We start from the raw sequence: 19,395 nt of genomic DNA on the forward strand, positions 1-19,395 counted from the left end.
AGGTAGTGTTGGTATGAGTAATTCGCTCTTTGGCAGCGGCTACCTGCACGGGTGACAAAGGAAGTGCTCATTCGCTAAACAAAGTGCTATTACGAGCATTTTTATAGGTAAAGAAAGCCGGGGGCAGGATATCCATGCCCACGGCTTAGCTAAGCTTATATTTCTCAGTGATGACTGAGGCAGCACTATAAAAGTAAAAATTACTTTGTATTTACAACTTACATGAACTATAAAGTTCCGCGGAGGAAGCGGGATGAAAACTTCTGCTCCGGGGCAAGTTAAGGAAAAAGAGCTCAAAGGGAGTGGTTAGCATGGCCCGAAGAAACAGGAGATATGTGGTGCCGGGGGCAGCACAGGGGATGCAGACATTTAAAGCAAATGTGATGAAGCAGGAAGGCTACAATGTTGACCTGAGCCGGCCGGACGATGTGAAATACGAGGTGGCAAAAGAGCTGGGTGTACCGCTGCAGCCAGGCAATAATGGCAGTCTGACTACAGAATCAGCGGGCCAGATTGGCGGCAAAATCGGCGGGTCCATGGTTCGGGAAATGATCCGGCTCGCCCAAGAGCAGCTGGCGAACAAGGAGAAATCATAAAAATCGTTAATAATCGAAGCCCGATAACCAAGAATATGACATAATGTTGTCCACTTCTCCGCGCTATAATGGCCATATAACAAGGATAAGGGGATGAACGATGTCTATTTATACAGTTGAAAAGCCGGAAATCAGACTGGTTGGCGTTAGCGCACGCACTACAAATCAGGTGGAATTAGGGCCGAATGGGCTGTTACCGGGACTATGGGACACCTATTTTACCAGCAGCCTGGCATCACGGGCGGGGATGGGCAGCTCCGAACCTCTCTATTCCTTATATACGGATTATGAAAGTGACGCAAGCGGTGCTTATACAGTGGTTATTGGACATGAAGTTAGTGAAGAAGCAGCGTTTCAGCCGGACGATAAGTTCAGTTATGCAGTGATTCCGGCAAGCAAGTATCTCGTATTTACGGCGGGAAAAGGTCCGATGAATGAAGTGGTTCCTGAGGCGTGGAGAGAGATTTGGGCATATTTCGAGAAATCGCCGGAACTAAGAACGTACACAGGCGATTTTGAACTCTATCCGTCCCGGAATCTTGACCCCGGCGCTATCGAAGTGCAGATTTATATTGCGGTAAAATAAGCTTGATCCATACAAAAAGACACTAGGGTGAATTTCATCCCAGTGTCTTTTTTTTGCTTTTTCTATGTGCTGCCTTCACTTAAAATGCAACGGAGAAATAGCTCAGCGAGCCCATTTCATAGCTCCGGTGAACCTCTTGGGGCTGACGGTCCGGATTCCCGCTGCCCATCACGATGTAGAGGGGAACGAAATGCTCAGGTCTAGGCACGGCCAGTCGGGCATTTGGAGCTAACGACATATAGTTGAACAAGCTGTCCAAATCCTGCTTGCGCATATGCTCGATCAGCCAATCATCGAAGGCGACAGCCTGAGGGTCGGGGGCCGTGGCATCCGGGTTCATGGTGCGGAAATTATGCACGGTTGCGCCGCTGCCAACAATCAGGATGTCTTCTTCATCCAATCCGCGAAGGGCTTCGCCAATAAGGTACTGCTGAGCAGGCGGCAAGTAGGGATTCACAGATATTTGAACCACCGGGCAATCAGGGACCGGGAACATCCGGGAGAGCGGAACCCAGGACCCGTGATCCAGTCCCCGCTTGGTATCGAACTGAACCGGGATGTCTTTCGCGCTGAAGCGTTCAGCAAGGGAATGGGCCAGGGCAGTTGAGCCTTTGGCAGGGTATTTGATCTGATACAATTGATTCGGGAAGCCGCCAAAATCATAGATCATCTCATACACATCATCCGTGGATGAAATGGTAAGCACCTCGGTTTCCCAGTGGGCAGTGAAAATAACAATAGCTTTGGGCTTCAGCGACTGGCCGTACGAGAGAAGAAAATCCGTGCAAGGTGTGTTCTGTATCGCCATCATCGGTGAACCGTGTCCTACAAAGAGCGGGGATATCATTGTAAACTCTCCTTTAGATTAAAGTGTGGTTACTTTCGTTATATTCACTTACTTACTATATGTAATATAATATATAATACTTACTTGATTTCGTAAAGTGATTTATTTATATGAAGAATAATTTTCCATAGATTATATTGGGAATAACAGAAAATTTACTTATAATAATGAATAAGTGTTAACACCAGCCGAAAGGAAGTTACCCCTTGTTAGAGACCCTGCTGTTGAATTTCTTGTTTTTGCTGTTTCCGGTATTGTTTGTTCTGATTTTCTTTGAAAATAGACCCTATTCCTATAGTCGAAAGATTATTGTTTTGCTGTCAGCAGTGACGATGCTTCTATGTATTGCTAAGCCGATTCAACTGGAAATGGGGTTTATTTTTGATCTGCGGTACATTCCGTTTATTATAGTGGCTCTGTTTGGCGGATACAGGAATGTTCTCCCGTTATATCTGATATTAAACATTTACCGGTTCTATATAGGCGGAGAGGGAACGATTCATTCCTTTCTGTTTTCAACAGTTGTACTGATTCTGGTGCCTGCATTCAGTGAGAAGTTCCTCAAGCTAAGCTCTAAAGCCCGGATTATTTGGGCAACCGTCATTTCTTTTTTTACAATGGGATGTTACCTGGTTGTATTAAGTATGCTTGTGGAGACCTTAGACCATCAATTCTGGGTCCTTACTCTTGATGCGGTAGCAACTCATGTTGTGGTGATGTGCATCCTGATGATTTTACTGGAGCAGATCATTACCAATCTTAAGAACCGTGACCGGATTCTGCAGTCGGAAAGACTGAATGTCGTCAGTGAGCTGGCGGCCAGTGTTTCACATGAAATAAGGAATCCGCTTACAGTTACGAGCGGGTTTTTGCAGCTACTAAATAAATCAACAAACCTGACCCATGAGCAGCAAGGTTATGTGGAGCTATCTCTGCAGGAGCTGAACCGCGCGGAAAAAATCGTCAGCGACTACCTCTCTTTTGCCAAGCCGCAATCGGAGAACATGATTCATTCCAACATGAAAGCGGAGGCGGAGTATACCAAAAATATCATTATGCCCTATGCCACCATACACAAAGTGGACGTCCAGTTCAGTTTCAATAATACGTTAATTAAAAGCTACGACAGGAACCAGATTCAGCAATGCTTGATCAACTTATATAAAAATGGAATTGAAGCGATGAAAGAGAAGGAAGGCGGCACGCTTTTCATTGATATATCCGAAAAAAAGCACAATATTATCATCAGTATCCGTGACACCGGAATCGGGATGACGAAGGAGGAAATATCGCGTCTGGGCAAGCCATATTATTCTACCAAGGAAGAAGGAACGGGTCTGGGCATGCTCATGGTCTACAGTACAATTGATAAAGTTAAAGGGGTCATTGAGGTTGAGAGTGAGAAAGGCAAAGGCACGACCTTCCTCATTACAATCCCGACCTAAAGATGACCGGGCGCTCAGGGCCTATTTACTAAGAATTGGATTTCAGCCTACTGCTGATTGGACAGAAGTCCATTCCTGGAACTGGTCGATGACATAGTATAGGCATAAGACGAATGGTTTTTTGTACCTCAATGTGATTCTTTGAGTAGAACGCCAAATAAATCGGAGGTGTTTCTATGTGAAGTGCTCCAAGCTTCATAAGACCGTACGGAAAAAATCTCTCCAATATAAAAGAAAAAAACTAATCATCAACAGAAAAAAATCAAAGCACTGTACTCCGAAAAGGAAATTAATCCGAAGGAAGAGATGTGGACGAACGAAAATTCATGTTTATGTCCCCCGGCGTTTGCGAGGGCCACGGGGGTATCAAGGTGAACGGGGGCTAGCGGGAGCGCCCGGAACCCAAGGCCCGCAAGGGACAGCGGGAGCGCCCGGGGCTCAGGGCCCGCAGGGAGAGCAAGGAGCAGCGGGAGCGCCCGGAGCTCAAGGTAGGCAGGGAGAGCGAGGACCAGCGGGAGCGCCTGGAGCTCAGGGCCCGCAGGGAGAGCGGGGAGCATCGGGAGAATACGGAGCCCAAGGCCCGCAAGGACCAGCGGGAGCGCCCGGAACCCAAGGCCCGCAAGGGACAGCGGGAGCGCCCGGAGCTCAAGGCCCGCAAGGAACAGCGGGAGCGCCCGGAACCCAAGGCCCGCAAGGGACAGCGGGAGCGCCCGGAGCTCAAGGTCCGCAAGGGACAGCGGGAGCGCCCGGAACCCAAGGCCCGCAGGGGACAGCGGGAGCGCCCGGAACCCAGGGCCCGCAAGGGACAGCGGGAGCGCCCGGAGCTCAAGGCCCGCAAGGGGCAACGGGAGCGGCCGGGACCCAAGGCCCGCAAGGGACAGCGGGAGCGCCCGGAGCTCAAGGCCCGCAAGGAACAGCGGGAGCGTCCGGAACCCAAGGCCCGCAGGGGACAGCGGGAGCTCAAGGTCCCCAAGGACCGCTTGGCCCCCTCCCCGGGGTCACTATCGTACCTTCTGTAAATAGATACCTATTTATACCAAGCGCGGATTTAGTACTGACTGATCCTGTAGTTATTCCAGCTAATCAGTTTACTGATGATAATGGTAATCCGGTTGTTTCTTTTCCTGCTGTAGGTGTAAATGGATATAACGATCTTTTCGTCAATGGGATATTACAAGAAGGCGGCACATACAGCGTGAATACAACTGCCTTAAATTTTAACCCGGGTAGTGGCGTGATCTATGCAGGTACGCCAATTACTTTGCAATTTCTGCGGTTCCTTGCGCTGGTTTCGTAATTGGACGCTGCTTCGCCCTCACTTTTCTCTTCTACTACCATAAGATAGAGTAGAGGAGGTGAAGAACATGGCTTTCGTAAAACCATTTTTAACAGTTAGTAGATTCTCTGCCACTATCGGAGATGGTACAGGTACAGGCGCTACGTTCAACATTCTTGCTACTGCCACAACGAATGATGCCGGCGCGGCTGCGACTGCATTCCCGACAGCACCAGCGTTTTACAATCTGTATCTCAATGGAGTGCTTCAAACGGGTGATACTTCAACAGTTACCACTACTGCAATCACCATTCCAAATGGTGATACACTCAATGCAGCGACTCCCGTGCTTATTGAGTTCACTATCAACTAATCACTAACTGCATTGCTATCTTCAAAAATCTTTAAATTTCTTAAGGCTATCCCTCGCAAGCATCGCAAGATGCCAAGGGGGATAGCCTTTTGGTTATAAGGAGGCTGCTCCGTTTGAAGGACTGCAATGGGAAAGTCCCTAAGGAAATGGTAAAGTATTTCTTGAACAGAAAATTATCAGGAAATCTTACCAGGAGGCATAGCAATGAGAGATGAACTTATCGCGCAACTAAATGCTTGGCATGAGGAGGACAAGTATCAAGAAATCGTAGACCGTATCAAAGAAACCCCTACGATATTGATTGATGACGAGCTGGCCACTCATTTGGGGAGAGCGCTGAATAATCTGGGACGCTATAAAGAAGCGCTGAAGTGGTTCATGAAGACTGCCGAACAGGGGAAAAAGGACCCGCTATGGCATTTCCGCGTAGGTTATGCCCACTATTATTTGGATCAGCTTCAGGATGCGATCCGAGAATTTGAGATTGCGCATAAGCTGGACCCTGAGGATGAGGATACCATACAGTTTCTCGAATGGAGCCGAAACGAAGCGGCCGCTGCAGCGAACTCCGATGATGCTGAGGAAGAGGAATAGATTGAGGGGAATAATAGGGGCGGGGCGAGTGCCAGGGTTTGCGGGACAGGCGGTCCGGCCGCTCCCGGAACTCAAATGTGGGGCTGTCCCATCAATGGGACGCCCCCTCTTTCAGAGAGCGACAAAGCCGCTTCTTCTTGTCATGTTCACCTTCCGGAAGGAAATCCGTATGCTCTGCTGCGCCAGGCAACCAGAAGTGCAAGGGTCAGCAGGACAAACAACGCCCATGGGAAAGAAGTAACTCCCGTTGTTTCGAGCAGAATACCACCGGCCACACCCCCGCCTCCAATGGCCAGATTCCATGCTGTCACGAGCATTGATTGAGCCACATCTGCACTTTTCCCGCCAGCTATAGCAATTGCTGTCTGCAGCAGCGTCGCTGCTCCCCCAAATGTTAACCCCCATACGGCAACCGCCAAATAGATCACGAGAGGCTGGCTGCCGCCCATACCAAGCAGGATAGACGCCAAGGCAAATGCAGCGATGCTGACCAGAACCAGCAGTCTCAGGTGGCGGTCGATCCAGATCCCGGTCATCCAGATGCCAAGAAGCGCTGTAATGCCGAAAATAAGCAGCACCAAGTCTACCTGCCCGGTAAGCCGGGCCTGAGTAAGGTAAGGAGCTATATAGGTATACAGGATATTGTGGGCCAGGACCCAGGCCAGCACGACAAACAATATCGGCCGTACTCCTGGGGCAGTGAAAATCCTGTGGAGAGGGAGCCGCTTGTCTGCGGCCTCTCCCGGATAGTCCGGCAGCTTCCAGAGCACCCAAACGGTCAGCAGCAGCGCGAGCAGTGACAGGCTGCCGAAGACATTGCGCCAGCCAGCAAGATCACCTATCCAGGTTCCGAGAGGGACACCGAGCGCCAGAGCAAGCGGCGTTCCTGTCATAGCAACGGCCATAGCGCGGCCTTTGAGCTGCTCCGGTACCATGCGCCGGGCATAGCCTGCGACCATTCCCCATAGGACACCAGCGGATACACCCGCGAGGAAACGGGCCACAAGCGTCAGGGGATAGCTCGAAGAGAACGTAGTAACGGTGTTGAATACAAGGAAACCAAGGATACATGTCAACAGCAAGGGCCGCCGTCTCCATCCGCGTGTTGCGGTAGTCAAAGGAATTGCAGCAAGCAGCGAGCCCAGGGCGTACAGGGTAACCAGTTGGCCTGCCATGGCCTCCGTCACTCCAAGCCCGCTACTGATCTGGAGCAATAATCCGGCGGGAATCGTCTCGGTTAGTATACAGATAAACCCCGCCATAGCCAGAGCGAGCAGCCCGGTCCAGGGGAGGCGCTCAGGAACGGGCGGATTGGAGACTTGCTGTGAGGATGAAGCTGATCCGCTGCTCATTTCGCACCCCTTTCTTGTGTTATTCATTCATTATTCAATCTGCCGTAGACGGCATTGCATAAATCAACTGTAAACGGACCAGACATGCCCTCCAGCGCGGTATTGGTGAAGGCTACCACGCTTAACCGCTGCTTAGGATCGACGAACCACGAATGGCCATAGGTGCCGCCCATGCGCCATGTGCCAGGGGATTCTGCAGTGTCTGCGGCAATAGGGTCTTTAAGCACCGTAATCCCCAAGCCAAAACCTCTCCCTGGCCAGTAAGGCATAGGCAGATCACCAATTTGATTGGTGGTCATTTCGTGAACCAGGGACTCTGGCAGCAGAGGCGCCCCACCCTTGCGCAAGGTTTCCAGCAGTTGCAGAAAATCCCCGGCGCTGCCGACCATGCCGGCGCCCCCGGAAGGAAAGGCGTCAGAGTCAAGCGCCCGGCCTGGGGCGAGCCTGAAGCCCGCCGTGCCTTCCACAAAAGCAAGGCTGTCTGGACTAGCTAAAGGCCGCAGCCCCGGAACATCATCGGCATAAGCCGTGGTCAGCCGCTGCGGGTCGATGGCAACAAAACCGGTATCGTTCATGCCGAGCGGCCGGGTCACGAGCGAATAGATGGCTTCACTGAGTGTGGACCCGGTGACTCTAGCAATCACAGCCCCCAGCACGTCTGTTGCGATAGAATATCTCCACATCGTGCCTGGCGTATATAGGAGCGGGACAGAGGCGATCCGCCGCAGGTTCTCTTCGAGCGTGATGCCGGGCTGATCCATGCCATCGGATACACCGGCCTGCTCATAGGAACCACCCTCTTCTTGAAAGAAGCGGTAGGTTAATCCAGCGGTGTGCGTCATTAAGTGACGGATCGTCATTGCCGCGGCTTCACCGTTCGTAAGGCGTGGCTGAAATTCCGGCAGCCAGTGGTCCAAGCGTTCATCAAGGCTCAGCCGGCCTTGGGCAACCAGCACCAGAGCAGCCGTAGAGGTAATGGGTTTGGAAACCGATGCGAGCCGGAACAAGGCGTCCTCCCGCATAGCCAGGTTCAGCTCACGGTCGGCAAAGCCGGCGGCCCGGCTGTATACGACCTTCCCATCCATCGCTACCTTGATGACAGCACCGGCCAGGCGCTTATCGGTTAACGTCTTGTCAACTACTTGGTTGATGCGTTCCGGGAGCCGGTCCGGGTTAATTATGTTCGAATAGTGCATATTCAACATCCTTTCGCTATAGTTAAAGCGGTGTCCGCTTTACTATTGTAAGCACATTATATAAAATCACCAGACTTGATTACATAAGCCAATAAAGATAAAATCCACATAAAACGTTAAAAAGAACGGAGTTTCAGATAACAAACCTTAATATTAAAGGAGTGGTCAAATATGGACTCTATTGATAAGCAAATCCTGTTCCATCTTCAAGGCCAAGCGAGAATTTCCATGACGGAGCTGGGGAAGAGTGTTGGACTGTCGCAACCCGCAGTAACGGAAAGAGTTAAGCGCATGGAGGAAAAAGGAATTATAAGTGAGTACCGGACCATTATTTCCCCTGAGAAAATCGGAAGGTCATCTGCTGCCTATATGCTTTTTCGTACAAGAGATTGTTATGGCTTCCTTGATTTCTGCCGTGACCATCCCGATGTCGTCGAATGCTATCGCATCAGTGGAGAACACAATTATCTGTTAAAGGTAATGTCCGACTCCACGCAGGGGCTTGAGGCGTTCGGGATCGAATCTGATAAATACGGCACGTATACGACCCTGATCGTGATGTCATCACCTATTGAGCCTAAGTATCTAATTCCTTCGCTTGATGAGACGAACGTAAATTTGCTGGATTAGTTAGCAGCTAGGGGGCCGTATTGTACCTAATGTGAGGATCATTTATGTAAGAATGTTTAGCCCCTGTTTGGAGTGGGGAATAGATAAAAACGGCAGAGGAGGTACATACATTGTGGAAGAAAATTTACTAGATCAGCTCGCGGCGTGGCATGAAGAAGATGAACATTCCAGCATCGTCAAGACGATCACGGACATTCCTGAACCGGAGAGAGATTACACGCTAGTCGGCCTATTAGCCAGAGCGCTCAACAACCTGGAACGGTACGAGGAGGCGCTGGAGCAACTGCTGAGCATTGCCGGGCCTGGCAAGCAGGACCCGGTGTGGCATTACCGCGCAGGGTATTCCTACTACTATCTGAAACAATATGAGCAAGCGGTACGGGCATTCGAGCGGGCCAATGAGCTTGAACCCGGCGATGAAGACATCCTGGATCTGCTTGACTGGAGCCGGAGTGCGGCTCAGCGGGAGGAGCGGGAGCGGCGGCGTTTTGCGGCAGCGCAGACAGGTGGCGGACCTTCGGGCGGGGGCCGTTTTGATCCGCAGGAGTTCGCGGACTTTTGGGAGGATAGCGACTATGCCTTGAATTCCTATGTGTCCGATCCGCCTACAGACGAGCTGATTGCATCGGTCGAGCAGGAGCTGGGCTATAAGCTGCCGGCCTTTTATTTAGGGATGATGAAGCAGCATAATGGCGGGGTTCCCAACAACACCTGCTTCCCTACCGAGGAAGCGACCTCCTGGGCAGAAGACCATGTGGCGATTACAGGAATTATGGGCATCGGGCGGGAGAAGAGCTATTCACTGTGCGGTGACTTAGGCAGCCGCTTTATGATCGAAGAGTGGGGTTATCCCGATATCGGTGTGGTCTTCGGGGATTGCCCTTCCGCCGGGCATGATGTGATCATGCTCGATTACCGGGCTTGCGGTAGAGATGGCGAACCGGCGGTAATTCATGTGGATCAGGAAGCGGATTACGAGATTACCTTTCTGGCAAAGGACTTCGAGAGCTTTGTGCGCGGACTGGTAAATGAGGAGGTCTACGATACATCCGAAGCGGATAAGGAAGAGGCTCGACGGAAGGTTGCAAGTGGAGCTTTTTCGCCCCTGTTAGCGGAGCTGTGCGGCAATGTTACGGAGGTAGACGATATAGAGGGCGTAATCCGTACGGTCTGCGCGGAGATTGTAGAAGATAAAGGACATTTTTCTCTCCATGCCGATGAGCGGTCCACCTTGATGTACGATGTGCAGTTCTGGCTCTATACCAGAGCCAACCCGGACACGAACCGGGCAGACTACCTGGAGGTTTATTCGAAAATGATCGCGTTCGGCGGTGAATTCGGAACAGGCGGCTACGCGCCTTCGTTCATTTCGGATTGGCTGGACGAGCAGGTCCGTGAGGCAAGGATTGTCGAACTCGGTGGTGCGCTTGCCTTCACGGATGAGGCGAGAGAGGACTTGCTGCACAAGCTGAACAGCATAGCCGTGCCTGCGGCCGGAAGTGTAGCCCCGTTCATCCTGGTGGAGCAGGAACACGGCGGGATGTCGGTTATTCTAAATGCCGGTTCGTACAAATCCTGGATGTTCAACACGCGGGCAGACGAAGGCTTCGAAGGCAGCGGCTACGACTGGGCTTCCCTGGCGGCGGTGTTCTTGCAGGAGCAAATGCCGGAGCTGGCGGACTCGATCCATTTTGACCCGGAAGCCGATATGTTCTGTGCATATTCCAGCAATAAGGAAGCTATCCTTAGCTTTGCCGCCGGGTTCAAAAAGGCTTGCGAGAATGAGGCGCTAATTCAGGACCTGTTCTCCCGTGTCGAGCTGGACTGACGGCTCCACAGCGCTCGCGGGGAATCGTTCCTGGAACCATTCCGTGAACATAACATAGTCTTTCTCCACCTGATCAGCATAAGCGTAAGCCCAATGCGACAGGTAAGAGGCAAAAGCATCCGGGTCCGGTCCCATAGCCTTGGCAATTTCCTGCTCACTATGATAAGTCGGAATGCCCTGGTTCACATCGGCATCGGCCCGGGCATGCATTTTTGCGGTTAAGCAGCCCATCACCTCAAGCACCCTAATCATATCATCCGCAGTTTTTATATCTTTTGGCTTCAGTCTTTTTTTATAAGGGGAGCGTTCTCTTACATAAAAGTGCCGTTCCTCCAAGGCCAGATAGCCGAGATAAGGGTCTGCCTTATGGTGCATCGCCTGTTGCGTAGCTGTTACGCGCTTGCCCTGATGCTCGAAGGAATTCCAGAAGGCTTCGGAATAAGGCATGAAATAAGCCGGAACCGGCACACGAACCTCTTTTACTTCGAGTATAGTGTCGTCGGTATCCAATTTTTCCTGCTCACCCTCAATGAGGATATAATAACGGTCCAGCCCGATAGACGCGGTTCCCGACCCGTGCTTAATGGCGATGTCTTTCATCCGGTAATGCTCCTCGTTCAGGCTGCGGGCGGTAACGGTCTCAATATAGGAGGGCCAGGCCTTCTCCAGAAGTGCTTGTTCCGCTGCTCCAGGGACAGCCAGCTCGGAATTCTCCAGAAACACTCTGCCGGACTGCATCTGAGCCGTAACCTTTTCCAGAAAATGAGCCCGTCTGCGTTTCTCCAGCTTGCGCAGGAGCTTCTTCACGGGGCCTTTGGCCGAGTCTTCATCCATAATGAAGGTCTCAGGGTTGTCCTTGCCTTGGGCGAAACGGCGGATCTGCTTGAAATACGCATGAACATAGCTTGCGATGAAGCTTAGCTGCTCTTCCCTGCCATACCCGAACTGTCTGCCTACAAGGGCGATACTGCTTGCCATGCGCAGAAGGTCGTACAGATAGGAGCCGACATATCCCTCATCAAAATCATTGACGTCATAGACGATATCTCCGTCTTCGCTGCGGATCGCGCCGAAGTTCTCAAAGTGCAGGTCTCCCTGAATCCAGGTAGGCCGGTCTTCTGCTGTATGATAGGGAAAGTATTGCCGGGTCGTATCGAAATAGAACAAATACGCGCTCCCCCGGTAAAAGGAAAAAGCGTTCTGCGACATCTTCAAATACTTCTCCGCTCTCTTCTCCGCATTCAGTCCCATAATGCTGCCGTCAAATTCATCAAAGATGGAAATCAGTAGATCCTTGCGGAGCTTCGTACGTGTGCGAATGACTCCTTCGGTTATGGACTTGTCAATCATGATTGGCGCTCCTTTGGCTATAAATAATTGAAATAATCATAGACTGAATCTACTTTTTTCGCAATTTTGTCTTAGTAGATTTGCTTGCAGGGACTTCGCGCGTTTGGAGTTTTTTTTAATATTCCTTGACAGGAATATTCCTCATGGGGTATATTATATTCGTACCACAAGTAAAAACTTATTTACTGAAGGAAAATCAGAGTTATGGAAATAATGACGTTTAGCGCACTGGCCGAACCCACCCGTATGCGGATAGTGGAGCTTCTGAAGGACGGTCCTATGACTGTAGGCGATATCGCTGAGCATCTCGGAGTCCGGCAGCCCCAGGCCTCGAAGCATCTGCGTGTCCTGCTGGAGGCCGGGCTGGTGGAGGTGGAGGCTGTAGCCAATCGCCGGAACTATCGGCTGCGGATGGAGCCGCTGCAGGAACTCGATGCCTGGCTCGCGGCCTATCGCAAGATTTGGAATGAACGCTTCGACAACTTGGAGAATTACTTACAGAAACTGCAATCCGAAAAAAACAATAAAAAATGATTTCAGGAGGGATTTTGAAATGTCGAACAAAATGATTTCCAAGGTGGAAGGTCAGGAATTGATTCTGGAGCGTGTGTTTGACGCGCCGCGAGAGCTTGTATTCAAAGCCTTCTCCGAGGCGGAGCATCTGAAGCATTGGTGGGGGCCCCGCGGCTGGACGCTTCCGGTTTGCACGGTTGATTTCCGTCCGGGCGGCATTTGGCATTACTGTATGAAATGTATTGACGAGCAGCAGGGGGATTTCTTCGGAATGGAATCCTGGGGTAAAGCGGTATACCAGGAAATTGTTACGGGGGAGAAAATCGTCTACGTCGATTACTTCTCGGATGCCGAAGGCAACGAAAATGCAGACATGCCATCCACGCTGGTTGCGATGCTCTTCGAAGAATATGACGGTAAAACAAAGCTTATCAGCCGGTCGAAATATGCTTCCGACGAAGCGCTCAAGACAGTCATGGATATGGGTATGGAACAAGGCATTACCGAAACCTGGGACCGCCTCGCCGAGCATTTGCAATCGGTTCAATAAATCTAAGAAACCTTTAAGTAGTACGCAAATGTCCTTCGGGAGAATTCTCCTGAAGGACATTTTTGTGGCGGGGATTGCGATAAGCCTATTAGCGAGCTGACAAGTGGAAACGGCTACGCCGTCCTTAAAAGGACGGTATCCGTTTCAGCGAGAAATAGAAGGATAATTTATAGCGTGAAACATATAAATTCTTATATTTTTAAAAAGTGTACACGTACACCTTGGTCCGCAGTGCATCCCCGCAGGTTACCGTGCGGACGGGCTGCTTGCCCGGCAGGGCGAAGCACACGCTGATCACGACCGCGCCGGGAGGCAGCTCCTGCCTGAACTTGTCTGCCAGCCGCGCCATTGCGCCGGGGAACAAGTAGCAGAGGACAATATCGGCATGCGCATAGGAGCTGCGGTAGATATCACCCCGGATATAGCTTAGTCTTCCATGAAGCGGTTCTCTGTTACCGGAAGCAGGCAGCGTACGAACAGCTATCCCGGCTAGCAGCCGGGAAGCCCATAGAGGAATACTTGAATTCTCAATGCCGGTCAGCCGCTTGCCGGGACAACGGCGAATAACCTCCAGACCCAGCGTACCCCAGCCAGAACCGGCCTCCACGATATTAGCATACCCCGGAATTCGCCGCACTTCTTCGGCTACGGCTTGTCTTACCGCCCCGGAAGCGGGCATGGGAGATATCCCGTTGCGCCAGCTCTGCAGCACAATAGATAGTACGGACAGCAGGACTCCAATCGCAAGGAGCCACGGAATGATGTCTACGATGGGCATACCTGCCTCCTTTTCTATCTATAATACCAGTGAACTTGAATTAATGCGATTTGGCTGCAGCGCTTGGGCGTAGCACCGGTGCTGCGGCTTTTGTCGCGGCTTCAGCGGGGGCCGAGGCGCTTGAGCTTTTCGTGCCTGTGGCGGCTCTCGGCTCAGCTTCAAGGGAGGTAGAGGTGCTTGAGCTTCTCGCACCTGTGGCCGCTCTCGGTTCTGCTTCAGCGGGAACCGAAGTGCTTGAGCTTCTCGTGCTTGCGACTGCTCTCGGCTCAGCTTCAAGAGAGACAGCGGTGCTTGAGCTTCTCGTGCCTGCAACGGCACTCGGCTCTGTTGTAGCAGCTGTACGGGAGCGTTCCTTTGGATTCGACGGTACAACCATAGGCTTCTGATCCGCTTTAGCCTGAGCCGCTGCTTTAGTGCCTTCGCCTCGCGCTATGGGAGCGGGAGCCAGAACGGCCTCCTCAGAAGCCGCTGGTGCTGAAGCTGCCTGGGGTTGTTTGCCGCCGGAGGCTTTTGCAGAAGCATCACTAGAAGTATTACCTGGTACGTTTCCAGTAACGTCACCGGTCGTGCCAGCTTTACTTGTTGGAGCGGCCGTTGCACTTGGGCTGGATTGTGCGGGCGGGGCAGTGGCAGACTGCTTATCCGACAGCGCATAATCGGGAGCTTGTGAAGCAGACTCACTTTCCTTGGGATTCGTCAGGGCGCACCCGCTTATAAAGATCAGCGTTGCGATTCCAAGGGCCGACCAGCGGTAAGAGTTCGATTTGAAGCGAGCGATCATTTGAATTCTCCTCTGCAATTGTTTTTTGTTGCCGGCGAGATTTACATTTCCCGCAAGCTGAAGGGGCTGGGAGAGGTTCTCCAGCAGCTTAATCAGAGTATGTCCGTAGCCCAGGCGCTGATCAGGCGCAAGGCAGTTAAGTGCAAGCGCATCGCTTGCGATCTCCTGTTCCTCCCGCATCCGGCTGGCTGCATACCAGAGGAACGGATTGAACCAATGCACAATCAATAACAGGTGCATGCACCCGTTGACCCAGATATCATTTCGTCTCCTATGGGCCCATTCATGGAGGAAAACATGGCGCAGCTCAGTGTCATTCAGCGCTTTGGCGATTCCCTGGGGCAGGATGAGCTGCGGGCGCAGGAATCCATACAGGGATGGAGTGGCTGCGCTTGGGGATTCCACAAGGGTGATTGATTTTTCAGTAGCCATCATTTGCTTGCATTCGTTAAAAATCCGCAGCAGCCGTGCATCCGTGACCTTAGTAATCTCCTTCCTGGTCTTGCGGGCGAACCCCAGATTAACTGCAAGGGAATAGGCACCCAGCAAGCCTGCTCCGGCCAGCCATACAATACATAAATACGGGTAGATGAATTGAGTGATCGTCTCGTGCACGGCAGCCGTTGGCTGCAATGCAGCCGGTCCTGTCTGCACAGCGGCAGGCGCAGAGTTGCCGATCCAATTATAAATACTGAATTCGCTCTCCGGTCCCCAGGGCAGGATAAGCCGCGCAATGACGAGCAGCCACATCAGGTAATGCCAGCGCGGCTTCAAATGATGCTTAAGCATACCCAGCAGCACGGCAATCAAGAGCACCAGTACAACGGCCATAGCGGACGTTGTCCACACCTGATGGAAGAGAGCCAAGAGCGCTTCGCTGATTCGGTTCACATACATCCTTCCCTTGAATATTATTTGTTTTTGCCGTCGAGGATATTTTTCAGCTCTTTAATATCTTCTGCGGACAGCTGCTCTTCCTTCAGAAAGTTGACCAGCAGCGGCTTGAAGGCACCGCCATAGATTCTTTTGAGGAAGGAATCGGTTTCCGACTTCACACACTCGTCTTCAGTAACGAGCGGAAAATAGGAATACACCCGGTTTTCTTGTGAATAGGAAATCGCCTGCTTCTGCACCAGCCGCGTGATCAGCGTTCTTATGGTCTTCGGTTTCCAATCCGTGGTCTGCTCCAAAGCCTCAATGACCTCATTTGCCGTACGTGGGCTGTGGGTCCATAAAATCTTCATCACCTCCCATTCCGCATCGGATATCCGGGGAACATTGCTCATACTAACCCTCCTCGCTTAGTTGATTACACTTGTAATCACAAATCAGATATTACACTTGTAATCCATCCTTGTCAACTGCCCTGGAGATCCTCTCATCAAATTCTAATCTGCCTGCAAAGTCTTTCTCATCCTTCATGCCTTACTCTAAAGGTAATTACAATGAATGGAGGAGAACGGAATATGAAAAACACATGGAAATTACTGCTGACAGGGGCTACTGTAGCCACGGTAGTATTTTATATAGGAAATGGGGCGGCCGAATCACGGCAAGTGGTTGAGTCAGTCTTCGAATTTTCAGCCCCAGTACCGGCTTCTAAGCCGCTTCCCACCGCCGCTGCGGTTACGGTATCTTCACAGGCAGTGACGAGGACTTCGCTAGGAGGGTATTCTTTTGACAAAGGCACCACCCGCGTCAATGTGCCGTCCAGCACACAAAGTGTCTCTATCGCGAATACCAATGGAACGATTGATATCCAGGAGGGCAATGTCAAGGACATTGAAATCCATATGACCGTGGATGTAGATCAGGCTTCCAAGGAGGAAGCGAAGCGGGCGGCAGACAAGACAGGTATGCGAGTGAGCAAAGGCGCGAAGCTGGAGATCAAGACCTATAGTGAGCCTTATGGAAATCTGCATTATCCCAGCATTAATTTGACGGTTACCCTGCCGCAGAAGCTAAAGGCTGCTCTTGAGGTAAAGGAGGAGAACGGCAATCTTACTTTGTCAAAACTTTCTAACACAGGTAAAATCAAATTATCTACGGTGAACGGTAACATCGAAGCCTCCGGCATCGAGAATGACATCTCCCTGCATTTGGTAAATGGCAACGTGGATGTGTCCGATGCTGAAGCAAGCGTGACGATCTCACTGACCAATGGAAATGTAGAGGCTAATCAGATCACGGGACCCCTGGAGATGAAGATAACGAATGGCGATCTGACTGCCCGGAATGCGCTCTCCACTATAGAAGCTGCTGCTGTAAGCGGAAGTGTCGACATAGCCAGCAAAAAGGTCGGCGGCAATTGGAAGGTGTCCACGACGTTCGGCGATGTGGAGCTGGCCTGGCCCGGCAGCGCAGACGTGCAGGTGGATGCGAAATCTTCCTTCGGTGAGATCGAGACGGATTTCCCGTTGACCGTGAAGAATCACAAGGCAACCGGGAAGATCGGTAAGGGCACGTACCGGATTGATGTGCAGTCTATGGCGGAGCTGTCGCTATTGAAGATGAACTGATTAGTACAAAGAGGTGGACAAAGAGATTGAAGGAACGTGTCTTGATCATCGAGGATGAAATCGCCATGATCCGCCTACTGGAGCTGGAGCTCTCCTATGAAGGCTATGACATCACAGTCGCGGGCGATGGCTTTACGGGGGCGGATAAAGCGCTGAAGGAGCATTTTGACCTGATTCTGCTGGATTTGAACCTGCCGGGGATTAACGGGATTGAAGTCTGCAAGCGTGTACGCGCGGTCAAGATGACGCCGATTATTATGCTGACGGCCCGGGATACGGTCAGCGACAGGGTACGGGGGCTGGATACCGGAGCGGATGATTATGTGCCAAAGCCGTTCGCGATTGAGGAGCTTCTTGCGCGCATGCGTTCCTTGCAGCGCAGGCTCCATGTGGCGGAAGCCGGGGAAGAAGTGCTGCATGCCAAGGATCTGATGCTCGACGTGGCCGCGCACCGCGTCACCCGTGCGGGAATAGAGATCGAATGCTCACAGCGCGAGTTCGAGCTGCTGCATTGTCTGCTTGCACATAAGAACCGGCTGATGAACCGTGAAGCGCTGCTGAATCTCGTATGGGGTTACTCTTATGAGGGTGAAACGAATGTCGTGGATGTCTACATCCGGTACGTGCGCATGAAGGTAGATGAAGGGTTCGAAGACAAGCTGATCCATACCGTCCGTGGCAGCGGCTATATTCTAAGAGACTGAAGGTGAGCGAATGAAGGCATGGACGTTCTCGCGCAAAGTCAGTGCATCTATTGCGCTGGCAGCTCTTCTTATCGCGGGTTTTGTCAGCGGATTTGTCTACATTACCTTCAAGCACTGGACAGAGAACCAGGAGGCCGAGCTGCTGGATGCCAAGCTGAAGCAGTTCGAGCTTCAGATCGGCGAGGTGGAGTTCCTGCCTTCCCTGCTTAAGCCGGGCCTTGGTAGAGGAAGTGGAGCAGCAGCGGTACTGAAGCCGGATTTGTCGTCATTCGCTTCAGACTTGGATGAGGGGCAACTGCTGCAGATACTCGATTCAAGCGGACGGGTGCTAGCAGAGGCGGGAACAGGCGGAGCAGAGGATGCCGCCGCGAGCTACAAGGCGGAGAGGGAGCTCTCACTGCTCGTATATGGTACCGTCCGCCTCCGGCTTACGGACAGCGGACATTCACGGAGTGCGACGGCAGAGCGGGAGGTCGGCAGACTGCTTTTACTAGGCCTGCTCCTGGCCGCAGGCATGGCCGTCATAGCCGGGGGAATCGTCGCCCGATCGGCGCTGAAGCCGATTCGCAGCATGATCGGCGAGGTGCGGAGCATCGGGACGAACAGCTTGTCCCGGCGGCTGCATGTGCCCGCTGCCGAGGATGAGCTGCACCAGCTCGGGGAGACCTTCAATGGGCTGCTGCATAGGCTGGAGGGCTCTTTTGACCAGCAGCGCCGCTTCATCGCGGACGCCTCGCATGAGCTGAAGACCCCGCTCGCCATCATCGAGGGCCATACGCATATGATTCAGCGCTGGGGCAAGCAATCGCCGGAGGTGCTGGACGAGTCGCTCGCCTTCATGATGGATGAGACCCGGAGAATGAAGGAGCTGATTGCCCAGCTCCTGCTTCTCGCCGAAGCGGAAGCGCCGCTTATGGACGGTGGAGAGGAGCGCTGCGACCTTCGGGAGACTCTGCGCGAGCTGCTGCCTCAGACGGTGCATGTAAGTCCCGGCGTGCAGCTTGATTATGACGGGCTGCCGGATGGACAGGCGCTGCTGATCTGCATGCCCGGAGGTGCGAGCTATCAGGTGCTGCGCAATATTGTCGAGAATGCGCTGAAGTACACGCCCGAAGGCGGAACGGTAACAGTCAGGCACCTGGCAGCGGATGGGCAGGTTGTCTTAACCGTAGCCGATACAGGAATCGGGATATCTCCCGAGCAGCTTCCGCATATCTTCGACCGCTTCTACCGCGCGGATGCCTCACGGAGCCGGACCCAGGGCGGCTCCGGCCTGGGGCTCGCCATTGCCAAAGCCATCATGGAGCGGCATGGAGGCTCAATCACCATCGACAGCACGCCGGGGCAAGGTACGACAGTGACGCTGCGGTTCATTGGGGGATAGCTGAGACCCTCGCGGAGCATGTGCAGCTTAGGTTCAATAGACAAGAGCATAAGATCATCGGGGGGTTGTCCCACAAGCCATTACGTTGGCTGG

Annotated in this window: 20 protein-coding genes; 13 read left to right on the plus strand and 7 right to left on the minus strand. The window is 52.3% G+C overall.

All coding sequences use genetic code 11. The annotated features are described in order from the left end of the window. The first annotated feature begins 311 nt into the window (after window positions 1-311). A complete protein-coding gene (locus ACX1DY_RS15200; protein WP_458965026.1) occupies window positions 312-596 on the plus strand; it encodes an alpha/beta-type small acid-soluble spore protein in 285 nt (94 codons plus the stop codon). A 100-nt stretch (window positions 597-696) separates the two neighbouring features. After that, window positions 697-1,182: a GyrI-like domain-containing protein gene (locus tag ACX1DY_RS15205; RefSeq protein WP_458965027.1), complete on the plus strand. Its 486-nt coding sequence runs from the start codon at window positions 697-699 to the stop codon at window positions 1,180-1,182. A 79-nt stretch (window positions 1,183-1,261) separates the two neighbouring features. On the opposite strand, the gene ACX1DY_RS15210 is transcribed toward ACX1DY_RS15205, so the two are convergent. Next, entirely contained in the window at window positions 1,262-2,029 is a 768-nt protein-coding gene (locus ACX1DY_RS15210) for a DODA-type extradiol aromatic ring-opening family dioxygenase (protein WP_458965028.1), read from the minus strand. 206 nt (window positions 2,030-2,235) lie between these two features. On the opposite strand from ACX1DY_RS15210, the gene ACX1DY_RS15215 reads away from it, so the two are divergent. The 4 genes from ACX1DY_RS15215 (at window position 2,236) to ACX1DY_RS15230 (ending at window position 5,717) form a co-directional block, all read left to right on the plus strand. Next, window positions 2,236-3,474 (plus strand): ATP-binding protein, encoded by a 1,239-nt coding sequence (locus ACX1DY_RS15215; RefSeq protein ID WP_458965029.1) that lies wholly within the window; start codon window positions 2,236-2,238, stop codon window positions 3,472-3,474. 346 nt (window positions 3,475-3,820) lie between these two features. Then, window positions 3,821-4,771: a DUF4183 domain-containing protein gene (locus tag ACX1DY_RS15220; RefSeq protein WP_458965030.1), complete on the plus strand. Its 951-nt coding sequence runs from the start codon at window positions 3,821-3,823 to the stop codon at window positions 4,769-4,771. A 67-nt stretch (window positions 4,772-4,838) separates the two neighbouring features. Beyond that, the gene (locus ACX1DY_RS15225; RefSeq protein WP_458965031.1) at window positions 4,839-5,123 is read left to right on the plus strand and encodes a DUF4183 domain-containing protein; all 285 of its coding nucleotides are present in this window, start codon (window positions 4,839-4,841) and stop codon (window positions 5,121-5,123) included. A gap of 204 nt (window positions 5,124-5,327) precedes the next feature. Continuing rightward, complete coding sequence (locus ACX1DY_RS15230; RefSeq protein WP_458965032.1) at window positions 5,328-5,717, plus strand: tetratricopeptide repeat protein; 390 nt, start codon at window positions 5,328-5,330, stop codon at window positions 5,715-5,717. A gap of 146 nt (window positions 5,718-5,863) precedes the next feature. Here ACX1DY_RS15230 and ACX1DY_RS15235 read toward each other — a convergent pair whose 3' ends face one another. After that, the gene (locus ACX1DY_RS15235) at window positions 5,864-7,069 is read right to left on the minus strand and encodes an MFS transporter (RefSeq protein WP_458965033.1); all 1,206 of its coding nucleotides are present in this window, start codon (window positions 7,067-7,069) and stop codon (window positions 5,864-5,866) included. Window positions 7,070-7,092: 23 nt separating this feature from the next. Then, complete coding sequence (locus ACX1DY_RS15240) at window positions 7,093-8,265, minus strand: serine hydrolase domain-containing protein (RefSeq protein ID WP_458965034.1); 1,173 nt, start codon at window positions 8,263-8,265, stop codon at window positions 7,093-7,095. A 171-nt stretch (window positions 8,266-8,436) separates the two neighbouring features. Here ACX1DY_RS15240 and ACX1DY_RS15245 point away from each other — a divergent pair, with 171 nt between their 5' ends. Next, window positions 8,437-8,895: an Lrp/AsnC family transcriptional regulator gene (locus ACX1DY_RS15245; RefSeq protein ID WP_458965035.1), complete on the plus strand. Its 459-nt coding sequence runs from the start codon at window positions 8,437-8,439 to the stop codon at window positions 8,893-8,895. A 112-nt stretch (window positions 8,896-9,007) separates the two neighbouring features. Then, window positions 9,008-10,723, plus strand: a complete 1,716-nt coding sequence (locus ACX1DY_RS15250; protein WP_458965036.1) for an Imm51 family immunity protein — start codon at window positions 9,008-9,010, stop codon at window positions 10,721-10,723. Here ACX1DY_RS15250 and ACX1DY_RS15255 read toward each other — a convergent pair. Next, on the minus strand, window positions 10,685-12,073 hold the full coding sequence (locus ACX1DY_RS15255; protein ID WP_458965037.1) for a DUF2252 domain-containing protein: 1,389 nt from the start codon (window positions 12,071-12,073) through the stop codon (window positions 10,685-10,687). The genes ACX1DY_RS15250 and ACX1DY_RS15255 overlap by 39 nt on opposite strands. Before the next feature lie 204 nt (window positions 12,074-12,277). On the opposite strand from ACX1DY_RS15255, the gene ACX1DY_RS15260 reads away from it, so the two are divergent. Continuing rightward, a complete protein-coding gene (locus ACX1DY_RS15260; RefSeq protein ID WP_458965038.1) occupies window positions 12,278-12,607 on the plus strand; it encodes an ArsR/SmtB family transcription factor in 330 nt (109 codons plus the stop codon). A gap of 19 nt (window positions 12,608-12,626) precedes the next feature. Continuing rightward, window positions 12,627-13,136 (plus strand): SRPBCC domain-containing protein, encoded by a 510-nt coding sequence (locus tag ACX1DY_RS15265; protein ID WP_458965039.1) that lies wholly within the window; start codon window positions 12,627-12,629, stop codon window positions 13,134-13,136. 199 nt (window positions 13,137-13,335) lie between these two features. Here ACX1DY_RS15265 and ACX1DY_RS15270 read toward each other — a convergent pair whose 3' ends face one another. From ACX1DY_RS15270 to ACX1DY_RS15280, 3 genes are read right to left on the minus strand one after another with little or no spacing between them, the layout of a single operon-like run. Then, a complete protein-coding gene (locus tag ACX1DY_RS15270; RefSeq protein ID WP_458965040.1) occupies window positions 13,336-13,914 on the minus strand; it encodes a class I SAM-dependent methyltransferase in 579 nt (192 codons plus the stop codon). A 40-nt stretch (window positions 13,915-13,954) separates the two neighbouring features. After that, window positions 13,955-15,586: a M56 family metallopeptidase gene (locus tag ACX1DY_RS15275; RefSeq protein WP_458965041.1), complete on the minus strand. Its 1,632-nt coding sequence runs from the start codon at window positions 15,584-15,586 to the stop codon at window positions 13,955-13,957. 20 nt (window positions 15,587-15,606) lie between these two features. Continuing rightward, entirely contained in the window at window positions 15,607-15,981 is a 375-nt protein-coding gene (locus tag ACX1DY_RS15280) for a BlaI/MecI/CopY family transcriptional regulator (RefSeq protein ID WP_458965042.1), read from the minus strand. Window positions 15,982-16,161: 180 nt separating this feature from the next. Between ACX1DY_RS15280 and ACX1DY_RS15285 the strand changes: the two genes are divergently transcribed. From ACX1DY_RS15285 to ACX1DY_RS15295, 3 genes are read left to right on the plus strand one after another with little or no spacing between them, the layout of a single operon-like run. Continuing rightward, on the plus strand, window positions 16,162-17,214 hold the full coding sequence (locus ACX1DY_RS15285) for a DUF4097 family beta strand repeat-containing protein (RefSeq protein ID WP_458965043.1): 1,053 nt from the start codon (window positions 16,162-16,164) through the stop codon (window positions 17,212-17,214). Between the two features lie 26 nt (window positions 17,215-17,240). Then, entirely contained in the window at window positions 17,241-17,918 is a 678-nt protein-coding gene (locus ACX1DY_RS15290) for a response regulator transcription factor (protein ID WP_458965044.1), read from the plus strand. Window positions 17,919-17,928: 10 nt separating this feature from the next. Then, window positions 17,929-19,302 carry a sensor histidine kinase gene (locus tag ACX1DY_RS15295; protein WP_458965045.1) on the plus strand — a complete coding sequence of 458 codons (1,374 nt, stop codon included), beginning with the start codon at window positions 17,929-17,931 and terminating at the stop codon, window positions 19,300-19,302. The last annotated feature ends 93 nt before the right edge of the window (window positions 19,303-19,395 follow it).

The sequence above is a fragment of the Paenibacillus sp. BAC0078 genome (assembly GCF_054483875.1).